Source organism: Agrobacterium sp. GW821-FHT02D03, from assembly GCF_059421725.1.
This window is the reverse complement of sequence record NZ_JBWKVN010000001.1, coordinates 1,495,764-1,514,935: the sequence shown is the minus strand read 5'-3', so window position 1 is coordinate 1,514,935 and position 19,172 is coordinate 1,495,764. Positions and strand designations below refer to the sequence as shown.

19 protein-coding genes are annotated in these 19,172 nt (G+C 58.0%); 7 read left to right on the top strand and 12 right to left on the bottom strand.

The genetic code is table 11. From position 1 onward, the window contains the following. Window positions 1–44: 44 nt before the first annotated feature. From AC07U5_RS07085 to AC07U5_RS07055, 7 genes are all read right to left on the bottom strand, one after another. Window positions 45–878: a phosphatidate cytidylyltransferase gene (locus tag AC07U5_RS07085; protein ID WP_494722619.1), complete on the bottom strand. Its 834-nt coding sequence runs from the start codon at window positions 876–878 to the stop codon at window positions 45–47. After that, the gene (locus AC07U5_RS07080) at window positions 878–1,621 is read right to left on the bottom strand and encodes an isoprenyl transferase (protein ID WP_062440871.1); all 744 of its coding nucleotides are present in this window, start codon (window positions 1,619–1,621) and stop codon (window positions 878–880) included. Before AC07U5_RS07080 ends, AC07U5_RS07085 begins: the two co-directional genes overlap by 1 nt. A 66-nt stretch (window positions 1,622–1,687) precedes the next feature. Next, window positions 1,688–2,245, bottom strand: coding sequence for a ribosome recycling factor (gene frr / locus AC07U5_RS07075; RefSeq protein ID WP_062427448.1), 558 nt, complete (start codon window positions 2,243–2,245; stop codon window positions 1,688–1,690). A gap of 70 nt (window positions 2,246–2,315) precedes the next feature. Beyond that, complete coding sequence (pyrH, locus tag AC07U5_RS07070; RefSeq protein WP_062427549.1) at window positions 2,316–3,038, bottom strand: UMP kinase; 723 nt, start codon at window positions 3,036–3,038, stop codon at window positions 2,316–2,318. A gap of 200 nt (window positions 3,039–3,238) precedes the next feature. Next, entirely contained in the window at window positions 3,239–4,165 is a 927-nt protein-coding gene (gene tsf / locus AC07U5_RS07065; RefSeq protein ID WP_062440869.1) for a translation elongation factor Ts, read from the bottom strand. A 272-nt stretch (window positions 4,166–4,437) separates the two neighbouring features. Further along, complete coding sequence (gene rpsB / locus AC07U5_RS07060) at window positions 4,438–5,205, bottom strand: 30S ribosomal protein S2 (protein ID WP_062427450.1); 768 nt, start codon at window positions 5,203–5,205, stop codon at window positions 4,438–4,440. A gap of 190 nt (window positions 5,206–5,395) precedes the next feature. Next, window positions 5,396–6,235, bottom strand: coding sequence for a cell envelope integrity EipB family protein (locus AC07U5_RS07055; protein ID WP_494722618.1), 840 nt, complete (start codon window positions 6,233–6,235; stop codon window positions 5,396–5,398). A gap of 117 nt (window positions 6,236–6,352) precedes the next feature. On the opposite strand from AC07U5_RS07055, the gene AC07U5_RS07050 reads away from it, so the two are divergent. From AC07U5_RS07050 to AC07U5_RS07035, 4 genes are read left to right on the top strand one after another with little or no spacing between them, the layout of a single operon-like run. Next, complete coding sequence (locus AC07U5_RS07050; RefSeq protein ID WP_062440866.1) at window positions 6,353–6,823, top strand: RidA family protein; 471 nt, start codon at window positions 6,353–6,355, stop codon at window positions 6,821–6,823. Further along, window positions 6,820–7,563 (top strand): glycerophosphodiester phosphodiesterase, encoded by a 744-nt coding sequence (locus tag AC07U5_RS07045; protein WP_162686380.1) that lies wholly within the window; start codon window positions 6,820–6,822, stop codon window positions 7,561–7,563. The genes AC07U5_RS07050 and AC07U5_RS07045 overlap by 4 nt, the downstream gene beginning before the upstream one ends. Beyond that, window positions 7,560–8,750 carry a GNAT family N-acetyltransferase gene (locus AC07U5_RS07040; RefSeq protein WP_494722617.1) on the top strand — a complete coding sequence of 397 codons (1,191 nt, stop codon included), beginning with the start codon at window positions 7,560–7,562 and terminating at the stop codon, window positions 8,748–8,750. The genes AC07U5_RS07045 and AC07U5_RS07040 overlap by 4 nt, the downstream gene beginning before the upstream one ends. Window positions 8,751–8,771: 21 nt before the next feature. Then, window positions 8,772–9,191 (top strand): HIT family protein, encoded by a 420-nt coding sequence (locus AC07U5_RS07035; protein WP_112519195.1) that lies wholly within the window; start codon window positions 8,772–8,774, stop codon window positions 9,189–9,191. A gap of 127 nt (window positions 9,192–9,318) precedes the next feature. On the opposite strand, the gene eno is transcribed toward AC07U5_RS07035, so the two are convergent. The 3 genes from eno to AC07U5_RS07020 all read right to left on the bottom strand — a co-directional run bounded on the left by eno (window position 9,319) and on the right by AC07U5_RS07020 (window position 12,358). Next, window positions 9,319–10,593, bottom strand: coding sequence for a phosphopyruvate hydratase (gene eno, locus AC07U5_RS07030; protein ID WP_062427456.1), 1,275 nt, complete (start codon window positions 10,591–10,593; stop codon window positions 9,319–9,321). Window positions 10,594–10,810: 217 nt separating this feature from the next. Then, the gene (gene kdsA / locus AC07U5_RS07025) at window positions 10,811–11,659 is read right to left on the bottom strand and encodes a 3-deoxy-8-phosphooctulonate synthase (RefSeq protein WP_062440855.1); all 849 of its coding nucleotides are present in this window, start codon (window positions 11,657–11,659) and stop codon (window positions 10,811–10,813) included. A 135-nt stretch (window positions 11,660–11,794) separates the two neighbouring features. Next, a complete protein-coding gene (locus AC07U5_RS07020; RefSeq protein ID WP_443264457.1) occupies window positions 11,795–12,358 on the bottom strand; it encodes a hypothetical protein in 564 nt (187 codons plus the stop codon). A gap of 356 nt (window positions 12,359–12,714) precedes the next feature. On the opposite strand from AC07U5_RS07020, the gene lexA reads away from it, so the two are divergent. Further along, the gene (gene lexA / locus AC07U5_RS07015; RefSeq protein WP_113227271.1) at window positions 12,715–13,440 is read left to right on the top strand and encodes a transcriptional repressor LexA; all 726 of its coding nucleotides are present in this window, start codon (window positions 12,715–12,717) and stop codon (window positions 13,438–13,440) included. A 333-nt stretch (window positions 13,441–13,773) separates the two neighbouring features. Here the strand turns inward: lexA and AC07U5_RS07010 are convergent, their stop codons facing one another. Beyond that, the gene (locus AC07U5_RS07010) at window positions 13,774–14,172 is read right to left on the bottom strand and encodes a GFA family protein (RefSeq protein ID WP_113227272.1); all 399 of its coding nucleotides are present in this window, start codon (window positions 14,170–14,172) and stop codon (window positions 13,774–13,776) included. A 254-nt stretch (window positions 14,173–14,426) separates the two neighbouring features. Here AC07U5_RS07010 and AC07U5_RS07005 point away from each other — a divergent pair, with 254 nt between their 5' ends. Further along, the gene (locus AC07U5_RS07005) at window positions 14,427–15,116 is read left to right on the top strand and encodes a glutathione S-transferase family protein (RefSeq protein WP_494722616.1); all 690 of its coding nucleotides are present in this window, start codon (window positions 14,427–14,429) and stop codon (window positions 15,114–15,116) included. 10 nt (window positions 15,117–15,126) lie between these two features. Here the strand turns inward: AC07U5_RS07005 and AC07U5_RS07000 are convergent, their stop codons facing one another. Further along, complete coding sequence (locus AC07U5_RS07000; protein WP_494722615.1) at window positions 15,127–17,607, bottom strand: ComEC/Rec2 family competence protein; 2,481 nt, start codon at window positions 17,605–17,607, stop codon at window positions 15,127–15,129. Between the two features lie 258 nt (window positions 17,608–17,865). Here AC07U5_RS07000 and gltA point away from each other — a divergent pair, with 258 nt between their 5' ends. Continuing rightward, window positions 17,866–19,155 carry a citrate synthase gene (gene gltA, locus AC07U5_RS06995; protein WP_062440847.1) on the top strand — a complete coding sequence of 430 codons (1,290 nt, stop codon included), beginning with the start codon at window positions 17,866–17,868 and terminating at the stop codon, window positions 19,153–19,155. Window positions 19,156–19,172 lie beyond the last annotated feature (17 nt).

The window sequence follows — 19,172 nt, the reverse complement described above, 5'->3', positions numbered from 1 at the left end:
TCCCGATTCCCTATGTCGCGTCTCTCGTTATCTATCTGCTCAGATCAGAAGCCGAGCAAGATACCATCGCCCGATCCTGGCACATCACCGGTTACTGCCGCGTGAACCACTGCAATCAGGAATACGGTAAAGCAGGCGAAAACAAGACCGTCAACCCGGTCCATGAACCCGCCATGGCCTGGGATGAGATTACTGGAATCCTTCACTCCGAACCTGCGCTTGATGAAGGATTCGAACAGGTCGCCGATCTGGCTGAAAATGGAGAGCGCCAGCGCCAGCAACAATACAGTCAGCGAGATGCTTCCATGATAGGCAAGCGTGACGGCGCCACCCGCAACCAGGCCGAAAAACGTACCCCCGGCAGCGCCGGACCAGGTCTTGCCCGGCGAGATCGAAGGCGCAAGCTTTGGACCACCGATCGCGCGGCCGACGAAATAAGCCAGAATATCCGTTGCCCAGACGATCGCGAAGACAAAGAGCATGGCCACAAGGCCGGTTGATTCTTCGCCGCGAATGGCCGCAAGCGAAATGCCGCTCAGCGCCGAATAGACGATCCCGCCAACGAGCCACCAGTTTGGACCGCGAAGAATCGGAAACAGCGCTGCGGTGATGGCAAAACCGGAAAGCAGCGGGAGATCGAGCGAGCTCTCACCAAAGATCGTGTTGCCGCTCATCACGGCAACTGAGAACCAGCCCCAGGCATAACCCGTCGGATTGTTGTCAGAGAGCTTGGTGATCGTGCTCCACTCATAATAAATGAGGAGCGACAGAAGGCCGGCGATGGCGCGGAACATGATCCCGCCATACCAGGTCGCAGTCAGAATGACTGCGGCCATCACGATGCCCGAAATGATCCGCAGCTTTAATTCGCGGCTCATCAGGCGCCTGCCATCGCAACTTGAGTGGACAGGCCACCAAAGCGACGATCTCTCGTCATATACTGATCGATCGCAGCCACGAGCGTCTGGCGATTGAAATCAGGCCAGTAGTCGGGAATGAACAGGAATTCGGAATAGGCCGCCTGCCACAACAGGAAGTTTGACAGACGCTCCTCACCGCTTGTGCGGATAATCAGGTCAGGATCAGGAATGCCTGCCGTGTCCAGACGCGCGGAAATCGCTTCTGGCGTGATCGCAGACGCATCGATCCGACCCTCGGCAACATCGCGGGCCAGCGACGCGGCCGCGCGCGCAATTTCATCCCGCGCCCCGTAGTTGAACGCGATGATGAGTGTGAGCGCAGTGTTGTCGCGCGTGGTCTGCTCTGCCTCTTCCAGCAGAGCGCGGATATCATCCTTGAGCCCGACCCTGTCGCCGATCACGCGAACGCGCACATTCTCCTTGTGAAGCTCGGCCAGGTCCCGGCGAATGAATGCCTTGAGGAGACCGAGAAGATCCGAAACCTCCGATTGTGGCCGGCGCCAGTTTTCCGAAGAAAACGCAAAGAGCGTGAGATATTTCAACCCGCATTCGCCCGCAGTCCGAACGGTCTCACGCACGGCCTCCACGCCCCGCCGATGGCCCATGATGCGCGGCAAGCCGCGCTGCTTGGCCCAGCGACCGTTACCATCCATGATGATGGCGACATGTTCAGGCAACAGGGAAGGTGCGGTTTCCGACATCTCAATCCATTCAGGCAGTGCGGAGTTCAACAAGCTAAATCAATGCGAGGCTTGGCGATACGCCAATTATACCTGCATGATTTCCTTTTCTTTCTCAGCGAGCAAGCGATCAATTTCAGAAATCGTGTCGTCCGTCATCTTCTGAACTTTGTCAGACTTGCCACGGCTTTCGTCCTGACCGATGTCACCGTCCTTTTCGGCCTTTTTTAGACCTTCCATGCCGTCACGACGAACATGGCGAATGGCAACCTTGGACTTTTCGGCGTAATCGTGAGCAACCTTGACGAGCGACTTTCGGCGCTCCTCGTTGAGCTCAGGCAGTGGAATACGCAGGTTTTGGCCATCCACGATCGGGTTGAGGCCGAGATTGGACTCGCGAATAGCGCGGTCCACGGCGCCCACCATGGATTTGTCCCAGATGTTCACACCAAGCATGCGCGGCTCGGGAACGGTGATGTTGGCAACCTGCGAAAGCGGCACACGAGAACCGTAGGCGTCGACCGTAACGGGATCGAGAATGTTGGCAGAGGCACGTCCGGTCCGCAGCGATGCAATGTCGCTCTTGAACGCGTTGATGGCACCGTCCATGCGGCGCTTGATGTCATTGAGGTCAACACCACTCATCTTGATACTCCATTTCGTTCTGGCCTTGGCGGCCCATTATCTTGACCGGCGCTTTTCTAGCCGCCGGTGATTATGCGTCGTGCACGATGGTCTTGAGACCCCCGCCCGTCAATATTTGGGCGAATCCGCCCTTCTCATGGATCGAGAACACGATGATCGGGATGTGGTTTTCGCGCGCAAGCGCAACCGCTGCCACGTCCATCACGGCAAGCCCCTTGGCCAGCACTTCGGAATGGGTCAATTCGTCGAAGCGGGTTGCGGTCGGATCCTTCTTCGGATCAGCCGAATAGATGCCATCGACCTGCGTTCCCTTGAAGATGGCTTCCGCACCCATTTCGGCGGCGCGAAGGGCTGCTGCGGAATCGGTGGTGAAGAACGGGTTGCCAGTACCACCAGCGAAGATCACTACCCTGCCCTGCGACAGATGATGGATGGCAGCGCGCTGCGAGAAGCTCTCACAGATTTCCGGCATGGCGATCGCAGAGAGAACAACCGTATCGATCTGCAGCTTGCGCAGAGAGGTTGCGAGCGCCAGCGCATTGATGACGGTCGCCAGCATGCCCATGTGGTCGCCGGTCACGCGGTCACCACCCTTGGAAGCAACGGCCACGCCGCGGAAGATATTCCCGCCGCCGACAACGACACCAACTTCGACGCCCATGGCCCGCGCTTCGGCAATATCGGAGGCGATACGGTCAGCGACGGCGACATCAATGCCGAACCCCTGATCGCCCATGAGGGCTTCGCCGGACGCCTTGAGCAGAACACGTTTATAGAGCGGCTTGGAAGACATCATGACTCCTTTAAGCAGGTCGCGCAAAGATCCGGGATCGGCTTTGCAGCAATGGCAGGCGAAACATAAAAAGTCCGGAGCTGCAAGAACATCTGCAAACTTTTTCCGGGCAATGCGAATTGTAACCGGAACGCGGATACACGAAGGGCACCGCGTTGTCACGCGATGCCCCGGAGTTTTCCAATATTTGGGTAAAGGGATCAGCCCTTTGCGACAGCTGCAACTTCTGCAGCGAAATCGCTTTCTTCCTTCTCGATGCCTTCGCCGAGAAGCAGGCGAGCCATGCCGACAACTTCGATCTTGGCGCCGGCTTCCTTTTCAGCTTCCTTGATAGCAGCCTCAACCGTCAGGTCGGGGTTGATAACGAAAGCCTGGGACAGAAGAGCAACTTCTTCGAAGAACTTGCGCATGCGGCCATCAACCATCTTTTCGATGATGGCTTCCGGCTTGCCGGATTCGCGAGCCTGTTCGATGAAGACGTTGCGTTCGCGTTCTGCAACAGCAGCGTCGACTTCTTCCGCGCGGATAGCAAGCGGGTTGGTCGCAGCAACGTGCATGGCAACCTGGCGGCCGATCGAGGTCAGAACGGCCTTGTCGCCTACAGACTTCAGGGCAACCAGAACACCGAGCTTGCCGATGCCATCGCCAGCTGCGTTGTGGACGTAGGTCGCAACAACGCCGTGCTCGACTTCGAGCAGAGCGGCGCGACGCAGAGCCATGTTTTCACCGATCGTGGCGATCGCGTCCTTGATGGTGTCGGCAACGGACTTGCCGGTTGCCGGATAGGTGGCAGCAGCGATCGCGTCGACAGAACCATTGGTCGTCAGCGCAACGGAAGCAACGCCACGGACGATGTCCTGGAAGGCGTCGTTACGGGCAACGAAGTCGGTTTCGGAGTTGATTTCGACGACGACAGCCTTGTGGCCGGCAGACGCGATACCGATGAGACCTTCAGCAGCGGTACGGCCCGACTTCTTGTCAGCCTTGGCGATACCCTTGGCGCGCAGCCAGTCGATTGCCGCTTCCATGTCGCCATTGGTTTCAGCCAGCGCCTTTTTGCAATCCATCATGCCTGCGCCAGACTTTTCGCGCAGTTCCTTTACCATTGCGGCGGTGATTTCGCTCATTGTGTGCCTCTTGTCGGTTCGGTCGGTCACGGCAGTCTTGCCAGGCCGAAATCGGATTGTGGGAACGAATGTACCCGGAACTGTGACAGGCTGATGAAACAGCCGCCACGAAACTTGAGAAACCAGCCGCTGTTCCCTTTGGCGCCGATCGCTGCTCGATCAACGGGGTGCTGCGGCTTGAAACGAACAAGGCCGTCGAACGTGCAGTCCAGAACGGCCTTGTCTTATCCTGATGGAAAAGGCGGCGCGATCGCGCCGCCGAAAGGCCAATATCAGGCGTTGGCTTCGTCTTCGAGAGCAGGCTCGACCGGAGCTTCTTCGGAAGCGCCGAGGTCACGGCCGGAAGCGCCCTGCTGACGTGCGATACCGTCGATGGCAGCGCGGGCAATCAGATCGCAGTAAAGCGAAATGGCGCGCGAAGCGTCGTCGTTACCCGGGATCGGGAAATCGATGTGGTCCGGATCGCAGTTGGAGTCGATGATGGCGACAACCGGAATGCCAAGACGCTTGGCTTCTTCGATCGCGATCTTTTCCTTGTTGGTGTCGATGATGAACATCAGGTCCGGAACGCCACCCATATCGCGGATACCGCCGAGAGCCTTTTCAAGCTTTTCGCGTTCGCGCTCAAGGTTCAGACGCTCCTTCTTGGAGTAGCCGGAAGCATCCGAGTTCAGGATTTCGTCGACCTTGCGAAGACGCTGGATCGAGTTCGAAATCGTCTTCCAGTTGGTCATCATGCCGCCGAGCCAACGCGAGTTGACGTAGTACTGAGCGGAGCGCTTTGCGCTGTCTGCGATGATTTCGGAAGCCTGACGCTTCGTACCAACGAACAGAACGCGGCCACCACGAGCAACGGTGTCGGAAACGACCTGAAGCGCGCGCGACAGCATCGGAACGGTCTGAGCCAGGTCGATGATGTGGATGTTGTTACGATCGCCGAAAATGTACGGCTTCATCTTCGGGTTCCAGCGATGTGTCTGGTGGCCGAAGTGAACACCAGCTTCCAGAAGCTGGCGCATAGAAAAATCGGGCAATGCCATGCCTTGTTACTCCTTTTCCGGTTGAACCCCCGCGAAGCGAACAGCACCGTTTGACCGGTACCACCGGGCGGAATGAACCGGATTTCTCCCGGAACACCCCAAGCTTCGCGTGTGGAATGGTGTGCCGCATACAGCGGCCTTCGCCAAATTGCAAGCACGCGGCGTCAAAAAACGCCAGTATCGTCACATTTCAGCGTACAGGCGGCGCTTCACACGTCTCAGGCTTGAGAACATCGAGCTTGGCCAGCTTGCCTGTCAGAACGAAGTCGCCGTAATCCATCGTCAGATCACGCGTGATTCCATTCTCGTAAAGCTTGAACGACATGCGATAGATCGGCAGCGAATCCGTTCCGGTCTTGTCGTTGTAGTAGGCAATGGTCACCGGCCAGAATGGTGCCTTGGCGAAATCGCCGGCAACACTCGCTTCGGCATCGCCATCCTTCGGTGCCTGCTGCTTGCCAACCAGCGTCGATGTGATCAGGCTCTCATCGCCGTCATCCGAGCCATCGAACACGCGCGACTCAAAGATGCGCTTGCCGAGCTTGGCGTTTTCGATGACCTGATACATGTGCTCGGTCGGAAATTCGCCAGGAACGAGATCGATTTCCCGCGGATCGGGCTTCGTCAAATCCACCGTCATCTTGCCATCGACGTCTGCGGCCGAGCCGATGACTTCCTTGTCGAGCTTGTCGTCGGTGAAGGATTTGGTCTCGAAGGTGAATTTCTTCGACACGGCATCTTCGAATGTCGTGGTCTGTTGATCGGTCATCCGCACCGCGTCGCCGGTATTGATCTGCGTGACGAAGCGAAAGTCGGTCTTGTAACCCTTGCAGGACGAGCCGGTGAATTCATAGACCATGCGTCCGGTCATGCCCTCGATGCCGGAGCGATCCGACGCATCCTTGAGTTCGAGATCGTAGACCGCGCGGTGAGAGATCAGATTGGGAACGCTGGCAGGCACGGCACTTGCGATGCACGGCATGAGGCCCACGCCAGCGGCAAGAACGAGAGCGAGGTTCCTGACGATCATTCAATAACTCCTGTTGGACTCATCGCTCATACTGTACAAGCAACCGTCCGGCTTTTCGACATCATGACCTGAATGCCGGATTTTTGAAAGATTTACAACCAAAGCGGAAACGGAAAAATGTCAGACGCCATCGAAGCTCGCCTCAAGGAACTCGGATACACTCTTCCCGCCGCAGCAGCCCCTGCTGCCAACTATGTTCCCTTCACGATCAGCGGCAATCTGCTTTATATTTCCGGACAACTGCCGATGGAATCCGGCAAGATTGCGGTGACGGGCCATGTCGGTCGCGATGTCGATGTCGCAACCGCGCAAAAGGCGGCCGAGCTTTGCGCCGTCAACATTCTGGCGCAGGTCAAGGCAGCCTTGAACGGCGATCTCTCCAAGGTGCGCCGCGTGTTGAAGCTCAATGGCTTCGTCGCCTCCGTCCCGGAATTCACCGAGCAGCACCTCGTCATCAACGGTGCATCGAACCTCATTGCCAATGTCCTGGGTGATGCCGGAAAGCATGCACGTGCCGCCGTCGGCATGGCGTCGCTGCCGTTCAATGCCGCCGTCGAAATCGATGCTATTGTGGAAATCGACGCATGACATTGAAACTATCCTGGCTGACGGCCCAACCCGTCGCCCATCGTGGCTATCACGATCTCAATAAGGCGGTTTGGGAAAACACGCTCTCGGCTTTTACCCGCGCCATCGAAGCCGGCTACGCTATCGAATGCGATGTGCAGCTGGCGGCCGATAGCGTTCCCGTGGTCTTTCACGACGACGAAATGACACGCCTCACCGGCATCAAAGGCGATGTGCGCGAGCGCACATCTGCCGAACTTGGGATGCTGTCCATCGGGCAGACCAAGGATCGCGTTCCCACATTAAAGCAACTGTTGAAGCTCTGCGCCGGCAAGGTGCCGCTCGTCATTGAACTGAAGGGCCGTGAGGGCGAAGGCGTCGATGACGGCTTTGCCGAAGCGGTTCTGGAAGAGCTGGAGGGCTATCAGGGCCATGTGGCACTGATGAGCTTCGATCATCATCTCCTAAAGGATTTGAAGGCGGCACGCTCTCCCTGGCCGTTGGGTCTGACCGCTGAAGGTGCCAATCCGGAAGATTTCTTCAAGCACGATGAAGCGATGCAGATCGGGCTCGATTTCATCTCCTACTTCTGGGGTCACCTGCCCAACAGCTTCATCGATGCGCAGAGAAAACTCAGCGTCCCGGTGATTACCTGGACCGTGCGGGATGAAAATGCCTTGGAGAAGTCCTATACATATGCTGACCAGATAACGTTCGAGGGGTTTGTCCCCAACAGCAAGGACCAGTCAGCCACCGCATGAGCGACGAATACACCATTCGCGTTGCACAGTCCTTCAAGGACATCGCTCCGGAAAGCTGGAACAGCCTTTCCGGAGCATCCAGACTACCGTCGGCCACGCCGTACAATCCCTTCACTTCGCACGCCTTTCTGTCCGCGCTGGAAGAATCCGGATCGGCCACGGCAAAGACCGGCTGGCTTGGCCAGCATCTCTTGCTGGAGCGCAGCGACGGGAGATTGATGGGGGCAGTTCCTGGCTACCTCAAGAACCACAGCCGCGGCGAATATGTCTTCGACCAGGGATGGGCGGACGCGTTCGAACGTGCAGGTGGTCGCTATTATCCCAAGCTCCAATGCTCGGTCCCATTCACGCCTGCAACCGGTCCACGCCTGTTGACGACGGGACTGGACGCTGCGGCCTTCCAGCAGGTCCTCGCCTCAGGTCTCCAGCAGGTGACTGAGAAGCTCGGCATCTCTTCAGCACACGTGACCTTTGCAAATGAAGACGAGATTGAAGCCCTGGAGGATGAGGGTTTTCTGCATCGTACCGATCAGCAGTTTCATTTCATCAATGAGGGCTATCGTGATCACAGCGATTTCCTCGACGCCCTGTCATCACGCAAGCGCAAGACCCTGAAGAAAGAGCGGCGCTCGGCGCTGGAAAACGGCATCGAAATCGACTGGCTCACCGGCAGCGATCTGACCGAAGATATCTGGGATCAGTTCTTCACCTTCTACATGGATACCGGCAGCCGCAAATGGGGCAAACCTTACCTCACCCGCTCCTTCTACTCCCTGATCGGCGAGCGCATGGCAGACGATATCCTGCTGGTAATGGCCAAGCGTGAGGGTACATATATTGCTGGCGCCATCAACTTCATCGGCGGCGACGCACTCTACGGCCGCCACTGGGGCTGCATCGAGGATCATCCTTTCCTGCATTTCGAAGTCTGCTACCATCAGGCGATCGATTTTGCGCTTTCCAAGGGCTTGAAGCGTGTGGAAGCCGGCGCTCAGGGCGAGCATAAGCTGGCACGCGGCTACACGCCGGTGACCACCCATTCCGCCCACTACATTGCCCATCCCGGCCTTCGCCACGCCATCGCCGATTATCTGGAGCGGGAACGCAGCGAAGTCGAACAGATCAACGACTATCTTGAAGACCACAGCCCGTTTCGCAAAGGCGAACGGCAGGAAGACGACGACTAAAGAGTTTTGAGGGAGCAGCCCGTGACAGCCTACGATGACAACAACATCTTCGCAAAAATCCTCCGGGGTGAAATCCCGTGCGTCAAGGTCTACGAAGACGACCATACACTGGCCTTCATGGACGTGATGCCCCAGGCCCCGGGTCACCTGCTGGTGATCCCGAAGACCGGCTCGCGCAATATTCTCGATGCCGATCCTGACGTGCTGACAAAGACAATCCCCATCGTACAGAAGCTCGCCGTCGCCGCCAAGGAAGCCTTCGATGCTGATGGCATCTATGTAGCGCAGTTCAACGAGCCCGCCGCTGGCCAGACGGTCTTCCACCTGCACTTCCACATCGTACCGCGCAAGGACGGAGAGCCTTTGAAGCCCCATAGCGGCGCGATGGCGGATGTGGAGATGCTGAAGGCCCACGCAGAGAAGATCAAACAGGCGCTGTAAGGCGCGCTCCCGGCCGTGGACCGTCGAGAACAAACACCGCATCGCTGACACAAAAACCCGCCGAGGCCATCGGCGGGTTTTCTATTATCGGGGCCTATGGAAAGCCCTCAAATTATCAGAGCTCAAATCAGCTGCGAAGAATGGAGCGGCCAGCGTAAGCAGCCTGCGGACCCAGCATCTCTTCGATACGGATCAGCTGGTTGTACTTCGCCAAACGGTCGGAGCGCGACAGCGAGCCGGTCTTGATCTGACCGCAGTTGGTGGCAACCGCGAGATCGGCAATCGTGGAGTCTTCCGTTTCACCCGAACGGTGAGACATGACCGCCGTGTAGCGTGCCTTGTGCGCCGTTTCGACAGCGTCGAGCGTCTCGGTCAGAGAACCGATCTGGTTGACCTTGACGAGGATGGAGTTGGCAACGCCCATCTTGATGCCGTCGCGCAGGCGCGCGGAGTTGGTAACGAAGAGGTCGTCGCCGACCAGCTGTACCTTAGAGCCGATCTTGTCGGTCAGGTACTTCCAGCCTTCCCAATCGTCTTCGGCCATGCCGTCTTCGATGGAAATGATCGGGTACTTGCCCGCGAGTTCTGCGAGATAATCAGCCATGGCTTCCGGCTCGAGCGTGCGGCCTTCGCCTTCCATCTCGTATTTGCCGTTCTTGAAGAACTCGGTCGAGGCGCAGTCGAGAGCAAGAGCGACGTCGTCGCCCGGCTTGTAGCCTGCCTTTTCAACCGACTTCATGATGAAGTCCAGCGCTTCCGGCGCGCTCTTCAGGCCAGGGGCAAAACCGCCTTCGTCGCCGACATTGGTGTTGTGACCCTGCGCTGCCAATTCCTTCTTCAGAACATGGAAGATTTCCGCGCCGATGCGCACCGCGTCACGGATGCTTTCCGCGCCGACCGGCATGATCATGAATTCCTGGAAGTCGATCGGGTTGTCGGCATGTGCGCCACCATTGATGATGTTCATCATCGGAACGGGCAGCAGGTGGGCGTTCGGGCCACCGACATAGCGATAGAGTGGCAGGCCGGTCGTTTCGGCAGCGGCCTTGGCAACGGCGAGCGACACGCCGAGGATGGCGTTTGCGCCGAGGCGAGACTTGTTCGGCGTACCATCGAGCGCAATCAGCGTCTGGTCGATGTGGATCTGGCTTTCGGCATCGAAGCCGCCAAGCGCATCAAAGATCTCGGTGTTGACGGCCTCAACGGCCTTTTCAACACCCTTGCCGCCATAGCGCTGTCCGCCATCGCGCAGCTCGACTGCCTCGTGAGCGCCGGTGGATGCGCCCGATGGAACGGCAGCGCGACCGAAGGAGCCGTCTTCGAGGTACACGTCGACCTCGACCGTGGGGTTGCCACGGCTATCGAGGATTTCGCGTGCGATGATGTCGGTAATGGCTGTCATGGTCTCTCCCTTGGGACTGGAACAGATGAATTTAAGTCGCTTGTCTTAGAGCGCATCGGCAAAACTGTGAAGCCGTTTTCGAGCCGGACGGCGGATAAGCGATTCTGAAAAGTGTGAAAGGTCATTGCAACTTCGCTGTAGACGAAGCGTGAGAAATTACAATGACGACGCCCAGCATCAGGCGTCGCCCAACCTATAAAAATCGATTAGGCCAAAATCAGGCAGCCTTGGCGATAGCGTCAAACGCCAGAAGCTTCTCCAGAAGCTTCGGCATATCCTTCAGGTGAACCATGTTCGGACCGTCGGATGGGGCATTGTCCGGATCCTCATGGGTTTCGACAAACAGGCCGGCAATGCCGACAGCCACCGCCGCACGCGACAATGTCTCGACGAATTCGCGCTGACCACCGGTCGACCCACCCTGCCCGCCTGGCTGCTGCACGGAATGCGTCGCATCGAAGACCACCGGCGCACCGAGCGAGGCCATGATCGGCAACGAGCGCATGTCGGAGACAAGCGTGTTATAGCCGAACGATGCGCCGCGTTCGCAGAGGAGAACATTCGGATTGCCGCTCTCATTCAACTTCGCCAGCACGTTCTTCATGTCCCAGGGCGCCAGGAACTGTCCCTTCTTCACATTGATCACGCGGCCGGTCTTCGCGGCGGCGATCAGAAGATCGGTCTGGCGACTGAGAAAGGCCGGGATCTGCAGAACATCAACGGTTTCGGCGACAATGGCGCACTGCTCTTCGGTATGGATATCGGTCAGGACCGGGAAGCCATATTCCTTCTTGAGATCGGCAAAGATCTCCATGGCCTTGTCGAGACCGATGCCGCGCTGGCCGGAAAGCGATGTGCGATTGGCCTTGTCGAAGGATGACTTATAGACAAGCCCGATGCCGAGCTTGCCGCAAAGCTCATGAAGCGTGCCGGCAATCATGAAAGCGTGGTCGCGGCTTTCCATCTGGCACGGACCGGCAATCAGCGAAAACCGCTCCGTGTTGGAGAAGGCGACAGCGCCTTTGCCTTCGCCAGCGACCACTTTCAAATTGTTCTTCACAGTCATCTCATTCCTCACGACACATGCGCCGGACATCGCCGGCAACCGCTTAACTTGCGATGTTGCACAGGCATTAGCAGCAAGCGCGCCATGTGTCACGAGATGAGGGATGCTGCGGCCGGAGCACCGACCGCTTGCCCTTTAGCCGGCATTCGCCTTCCGCACGACATCGGGATTGGCCTCGGAAAATTGCACGAACGGCCCGACTGCGCGCACGGCGTCGGAAAATCCAGCACTTCCCTTCAGCCCTTCCAGTTCTTCAGGCTTGAAGCCTTGAGTCAGTAACATGCGATAGACGTTCTCGCTGTTCTCACCACCGGCGGAAACCCAAGTCGGTAGCGATGTCTCCCAGGCCTTCTTCTCGCGCTGGTTTCGATCGACGACGATGGCAAGCTTGATCAGTCCGCCGATCGGAATGGGAATACCGTTCACCGCAAGATCGGGGATGAAGCTCGCCGGATGAACGCCGCCAAGCGCGTGGTTCTTCAGGATCCGTGCACAGTTATTGTCGCGCGTCGGCTCCTTGTTCTGCGAAACGCGCTTCTGATTGAGCTGAACGATGAGCTTGCAATTGGCCATCGTCGTGTTCAGCAGCAGCCGGTCGTACTCCTTGCGCTTTAAAGCTTCCGGTGAATTGGGATCGAGGGTCTGGCAACCGGCCAGCGCAACCAGCATTCCGATAAGGGTAAATCTAACGAGCTTCATAAAAATGTCCCTGCCCCGAGAAGACGCTGCAAGGCAGCGCCGTAGAGCTATGATAACTTTGTTGATAATGCTTCGAATGGCTTGGCCTTCATCCCACAGGATGACCGGATCATGTGATCCTCGAAGCAGCTTGTAGATACCCGCAAAAATGAAATCATCAACCTGGAGAGGAAAAAGACGCGCAACACCGTAAAGAAGCTATAAACTTCTACCATTGCGCGGATAACAGGACTGCGAATTGATGAGGCGGAGACGTTTGCGGAATTTTAAGGGATTGCAGAACACATATGGAACATATAGTGTTCGTTCTGTATTTGTTTCGCGAATCTTCGCCACGTATTCCAAGGGTTTTCTTCATGCTCACGCGCAAACAGCAGGAACTGCTTCTTTTCATTCATGAGCGAATGAAAGAGTCCGGCGTGCCGCCATCTTTCGATGAGATGAAAGATGCCCTCGACCTTGCCTCGAAATCCGGCATCCATCGGCTGATTACCGCTCTGGAAGAACGTGGCTTCATCCGCCGCTTGCCGAACAGGGCAAGAGCCCTGGAAGTCATCAAGCTTCCGGAAGCCTATTCCGCACCCGCACAGAAGCCGCCGCGCGGCTTCTCGCCAAGCGTGATCGAGGGCAGCCTCGGAAAAGCCAAACCGCCTGAGTCGGCTCCTGCCCCGAAGCCAGCAAACGATCAGATCTCCTCCGCTGTCACCGTTCCTGTAATGGGGCGCATCGCCGCCGGTGTGCCGATCTCCGCTATTCAGAACAACACCCACGATGTTGCCGTACCCGTCGATATGTTGGGCACGGGCGAGCATTACGCGCTGGAGGTCAAGGGTGACTCGATGATCGAGGCTGGCATCTTCGATGGCGATACCGTCATCATTCGCAACGGCAGCACCGCCAACCCCGGCGATATCATCGTCGCACTGGTAGATGATGAAGAAGCCACCTTGAAGCGCTTCCGCCGCAAGGGTGCTTCCATCGCCCTGGAGGCCGCGAACCCAGCCTATGAAACCCGTATCTTCGGACCGGATCGGGTCAAGATTCAGGGCAAGCTGGTCGGCCTCATTCGTCGCTATCACTGAGCGGACGACAGTCGGCTCAGACTGGCTGCCCGTGCTCTTGCAGAGGCAAGACGCGCTGACATAGTTGGCAGATGCGGCGATGTTGGGCTGCCTCTGATCGCACCGAGGTTTCGACGCTGGTTCTCTTCGCCTTTGTCTTTCTCGTTATCCTCATTCTCGATCCGAGGGTGAGGAAAAGATTGGCGGATGGTCGGGTGCATGCCGATCATGGCCTTCGAACGGCGGCAATCTTTCAGTGCCACCGACAAGCGCCCTCGCCCGTCGCTTCTAAGTGCAGGACTCACAGACGCAGCTAATCCATGTTGCAGCTACCATCCGACAAGGTGGACAGTCTCACCGCCCCTTTTCCGTTCTGCCTGTCGATTCCCGGTCCCGCTCATATTGGCGCAATGCCGGGAAATCCGGCAGCCACGCCTCACGGCGGACCGTCCAAAGCTCGTAGGTCGGCTCGAACTGATCTGGTGAATCCAGGGAACCGAGATTGACCTCGATTTCGTCGTCGCTTTTTCCGAAGACCGGCGATCCGCAGTTGGGACAGAAGAAACGGCCATTATAGCTGCGTGTTTCTCCCTCGATGGTAACGGCATCCTGCGGGAAGATGGCGGATGCGTGGAAGAGCGCGCCGTGGTGTTTGCGACAGTCCATGCAGTGACAAATCCCGATACGGTAGGGCGCGCCGACCATCGAAAGCCTCACGCTGCCGCAGGCACAACCGCCAGATTTCATGTTCATCTCGATCGCTCCATTTGCTTGACGCCTTCCCATCAAACCGCGACGAACCGGTGAAGTTCATTCTGCTTCTGTTTCCGGACACGTGAGAACGGCGAACGCATCAATTCATATGATATCTGACATGACAGACTCGGCCTGTATGTCCTCTCGGTCATGCGTTAGGAGGATGGACAGAGAAACATACGCACCTACACGCATGGACGCTTTTGCTGATTGCATGCGATTCAAGCGGCGTATCACCAGAAGGAGACAACATGTACGATCTCTACATCGCCAACAAGAACTACTCCTCCTGGTCTCTCCGGCCGTGGGTTCTGATGCGCACATTGGAGATTTCCTTCAACGAGCATCTCGTCCCCTTCAATGATCCCGATCCCAAGAATGGCTTCAATCACTTCTCCCCCACCGGCAAGGTGCCTTGCCTTGTGGATGGCGATGTCACCATCTGGGACTCGCTTGCGATCATCGAATATCTGGCGGAACGGCATGATGGTGTTTGGGCTGAGGATGCCAAAGCGCGGGCTTGGTCGCGCTCGGCATCCGCGGAGATGCATTCCGGCTTCCAATCGCTCCGCAATCTGCACCCGATGAGCGTAGGCTTGCGAATCCGGCCAGTTCCTGCAACCGAGGCGCTCCGTAGGGATATCGCGCGTATAGATGCGCTATGGCAACAGGGCCTCGACAGCTTCGGAGGGCCGTTTCTGGCCGGTACGAATTTCACCGCCGTCGACGCCTTCTTCTGCCCCGTGGCCTTTCGCTTCCAGACCTACGGCACAGCACTCTCGCCAGCGGCAGAGGCTTACAAGACCCGCCTCTTGAACTCGCCGGCGATGAAGGAGTGGGAGGAGGCAGCGATCCGGGAACCCTGGCGTGACGCCGAGCACGAAGAAGAAGCGCGGGCGTCCGGCGAGATCATCGAAGACCGCCGCTCCGCAGCGGGTTGAAGCAAGAGACTTACTGCCCGGCCGCCAGCATCGCCTCGATATGCGGCGGCACCGCGCCGTCAGAGGTCTTGCTGCGCCAGTCATAGGCGCGGTGGATCGACCAGGGTCTGGCAACGTCTTGCATCGCCGCGCGCGCAGTTGCGACGGGCGCTCCGGCCTCATTCAGCCAGAGTTCCAGCGAGCCCGTCTTCCGCAATGTTGTGGCGCTGATCAACAGCGCGCCCGAGCGACAATTTGAAAACGGCACGAAACGCGACGTCACGACGATGTCCGCCACATCACAGGCTGTTCCGGTCAACGCCGTGTTCGAAATGACCACGACTGTGACGCCGCTCTCATGACGTCCAGCACACCAGGCGTTTTTCTGACACGAGAAGCCATTCGTCCGCTCGAAAGCCAGAATCATCTTGTCGCGAACCTCTTGCTTCAGCTGATCGGTGAGAACAGCCGGCCGGCGTGGCGTTGGCTCTGCCGTTTCCTCTCGTTCACCCGCCTTGTTGTCGTCCACCATGACAGGGGCCACATGTTTATCCGGAAGCGGCACCGCCCTCGCCCACTGATCAAAGACGAACCCCTTCGCCTGGCGCTTGGTCGTCGCAACGAATTGATCCACGCGAAACGCGACCAGAACACCATCCTCGTAGATCAATAAATCCGGCTTTGCCTTGTTCTGCTCAAGCGGCACCAGAACGAGACCGGCCAGCATCAGGGGAAGCCCCAAGAGCGCGAGGTGGGTCCGCAGCAAGGTCAGAAGAAGAAATCCGACCGTCGAGACGGCCAGAAACCAGGGATGTTGCCGCCCGATCGTGGCATCTCCGCCCCAACTGGAGACGGTGTTGGCAATGTCGATCACCATGGCCATGCCGTAACCCATCAGCTTCAGGAAGGGTGCATCCAGGCCGAAAGGCATGAGCAGCATGGCAATCAGTGCAGACGGCATGACGATGATCGACATGACCGGCATGGCGGCAAGATTGGCGGCCAGTCCGTAGGTGGTGATACGGTGGAAATGCTCGATGGAGTAGATCGCAGTCGAGACACCCCCAATCAACGAGGTGATGACGACACCGCCGATCACGGCACTCGCTTTCGACGAGGCCACCATCCACAAAGGCGGGCGCGCGATAAAGAGGCGCTCGCGACTGCCCTGCCATCTGCTCCAGAAGGAATAGGCAGCAACCAGTGCCAGCGTTGCGGCAAAGGACATCTGGAAACTCGGACCCATGATTTCATGTGGCGAAACCGCGATGATGACGATTGCGGCAAGGGCGACATTGCGCAGACTGATCGACGGCCGGTTGACGAGAACCGCTGCCAGCATGATCGACATCATCAACCATGCCCGCTCGGCAGAGACGGCAAAGCCTGAAATCAGATAATAGGCGAATGTCATCAACAGCGCGGCAAAGGCGGAGATCTTCTTGACGGGATAGCGCTGCGAAAACCCTGGACACAGGCTGAACACCATACGCATACCGACGAAGAAGATGCCTGATGCCAGTGCCATGTTGAGCCCGGAAATGGCAACGATATGGGCGAGCCCCGACACGCGCAAAGCTTCCATCGTCTCGCTGGAGATCGCGCGCCGTTCATCCGTGATGATCGAAGCCGCAAAAGCACCTGCATCGCCGCCGATGACGCTGCGGATTCGTTCGGCAATAGCGGAACGCAGCGCGTAGAGCCCCGAACCCGCTGTTTGCAGCCAGCCCACGCCGTCTGTCGTTTCGGCCTGCGTCGGTAGAGCCTTTGGCGCGCTATAGAAAAAGCCTGTCGCACCGATCCCATCGAAGTACGCGGAAAAGGCAAAGTCGTTGAGGCCCGGCAATGCCGGCCCGGATGGTGGTGAAAGGCGCGCCTTGCCGGTGATGCCTGCACCGACAGCGATCGGTTTTTCGCGACTGCGCGAGAGAACGGATATCCGGTTTGGCAGGCGCGTCAGAGAAGGTCCACTCGTCGAAGTCAGGGCGATCGTGTAGCGCCAGTAGCCCCTGGCATCTACCTCCCGCCGCTCCACTTTGCCGGTGATTGTCGTCGTCACGGCAGTGTCAAGGACTGTGGTCCCAACGCGGCGCGTCTCCCAGTTCGCCAGAAGCATGCCGAGCAGCAGAAGTGCAAGCGTTGCCAGCACAAAGGACAGTGCGGTCTGCCGGTGCCGCATGATGATGGCGATCGGGATGACGCAAAGGCCACTCACAAGCAGAACGACATCGGATGGCGGAGAGGAGAGCGAAAACCACAGCGCCGCGCCCGCGCCGACCAGCACGGGGATGAAAAGGAAGTCCTGCCGGTACTGAAGCTCCTCGGTGACGCAACGCGATAAGGTCGATTGCAATCGCTGCGCAAAGCCTTGAGGCGCAGGACGCGGCGGAGCAAAGAGTACGATATCCGTATTCGCAAGAGCAGCGGGCGCATTGATGCCGTCGAGCTCCACCTTCACAGGCGTGCCCGTCTCCAGCAAGCGGAACTGCTGCCGTTCCCCGTAGTCGTTCAAGCGCCGCCCCTCGGTCCCTTAGGACCAATTTGCAGCCTTGCGATTCGGATTGCAATCCAGTGTGCAGATTAAGGAAGCATTGACTTAAAACGAAACAGTAAAGTGGCAAAACCGATCAGAACGGCTTATTCCAATTCTGCGATGCACAATTTGCCTTTTGGATAGCTTGGCATCGTCGCGCGGATCATATAGCTAAATCCGTGACGCTTAATTGGCCGATGCGTCAACCCGCATCGCCTGCATATTCGGAGGTATGGTATGACGGAAAAAAGCGCTACAGTGACCCTCGGCGACAAGACGGTCGATCTTCCTGTACGAGAAGGTACGATTGGCCCGCGCGTCGTCGATATCGGCACCCTGTACAAACACACCGGCTCCTTCACCTACGACCCCGGTTTCACCTCGACCGCTTCGTGCGAATCCAAGATCACCTATATCGATGGTGACGAAGGCGTTCTGCTGCACCGCGGTTATCCGATCGAGCAGCTTGCCGAACAGGGCGACTTCCTCGAGACGTGCTACCTGCTGCTTTACGGCGAACTGCCGACGACCGCGCAGAAGAAGGACTTCGACACCCGTGTGACGCGTCACACCATGGTGCATGAACAGATGAGCCGCTTCTTCACCGGCTATCGTCGCGACGCCCACCCAATGGCTGTCATGTGCGGTACGGTCGGCGCCCTCTCCGCCTTCTACCACGACTCGACCGACATCACCGATCCGCACCAGCGCATGGTCGCGTCTCTGCGCATGATCGCCAAGATGCCGACCATCGCGGCCATGGCCTACAAGTACCATATCGGCCAGCCCTTCGTTTATCCGAAGAACGATCTCGATTACGCATCGAACTTCCTGCACATGTGCTTTGCCGTTCCGTGCGAAGAGTACAAGGTGGACCCGGTTCTGGCCCGCGCCATGGATCGCATCTTCATTCTCCACGCCGACCATGAGCAGAACGCGTCCACGTCGACCGTTCGTCTGGCCGGTTCCTCGGGCGCAAACCCGTTCGCATGTATCGCAGCCGGCATCGCCTGCCTGTGGGGCCCCGCTCACGGCGGCGCCAACGAAGCAGCGCTCAACATGCTGAACGAGATCGGAACGGTCGATCGTATTCCTGAATACATCGCACGCGCCAAGGACAAGAACGATCCGTTCCGCCTGATGGGCTTTGGCCACCGCGTCTACAAGAACTACGACCCGCGCGCCAAGATCATGCAGAAGACGATGTACGAAGTGCTGGAAGCGACCGGCAATTCCGACGATCCGATCATGCAGGTTGCGCTCGAACTGGAAAAGATCGCTCTTTCGGACCCTTACTTCGTCGAGAAGAAGCTCTACCCGAATGTCGACTTCTACTCCGGCATCACGCTGAAGGCGCTTGGCTTCCCCACGACCATGTTCACCGTTCTCTTCGCTCTTGCCCGCACCGTCGGCTGGATCGCCCAGTGGAACGAAATGATCGAAGATCCGCAGCAGCGTATCGGTCGTCCGCGCCAGCTCTACACCGGCGCCGCAAAGCGCGACTACGTTCCAGTTTCCAAGCGCTAATCCGCGGTCGAGACATC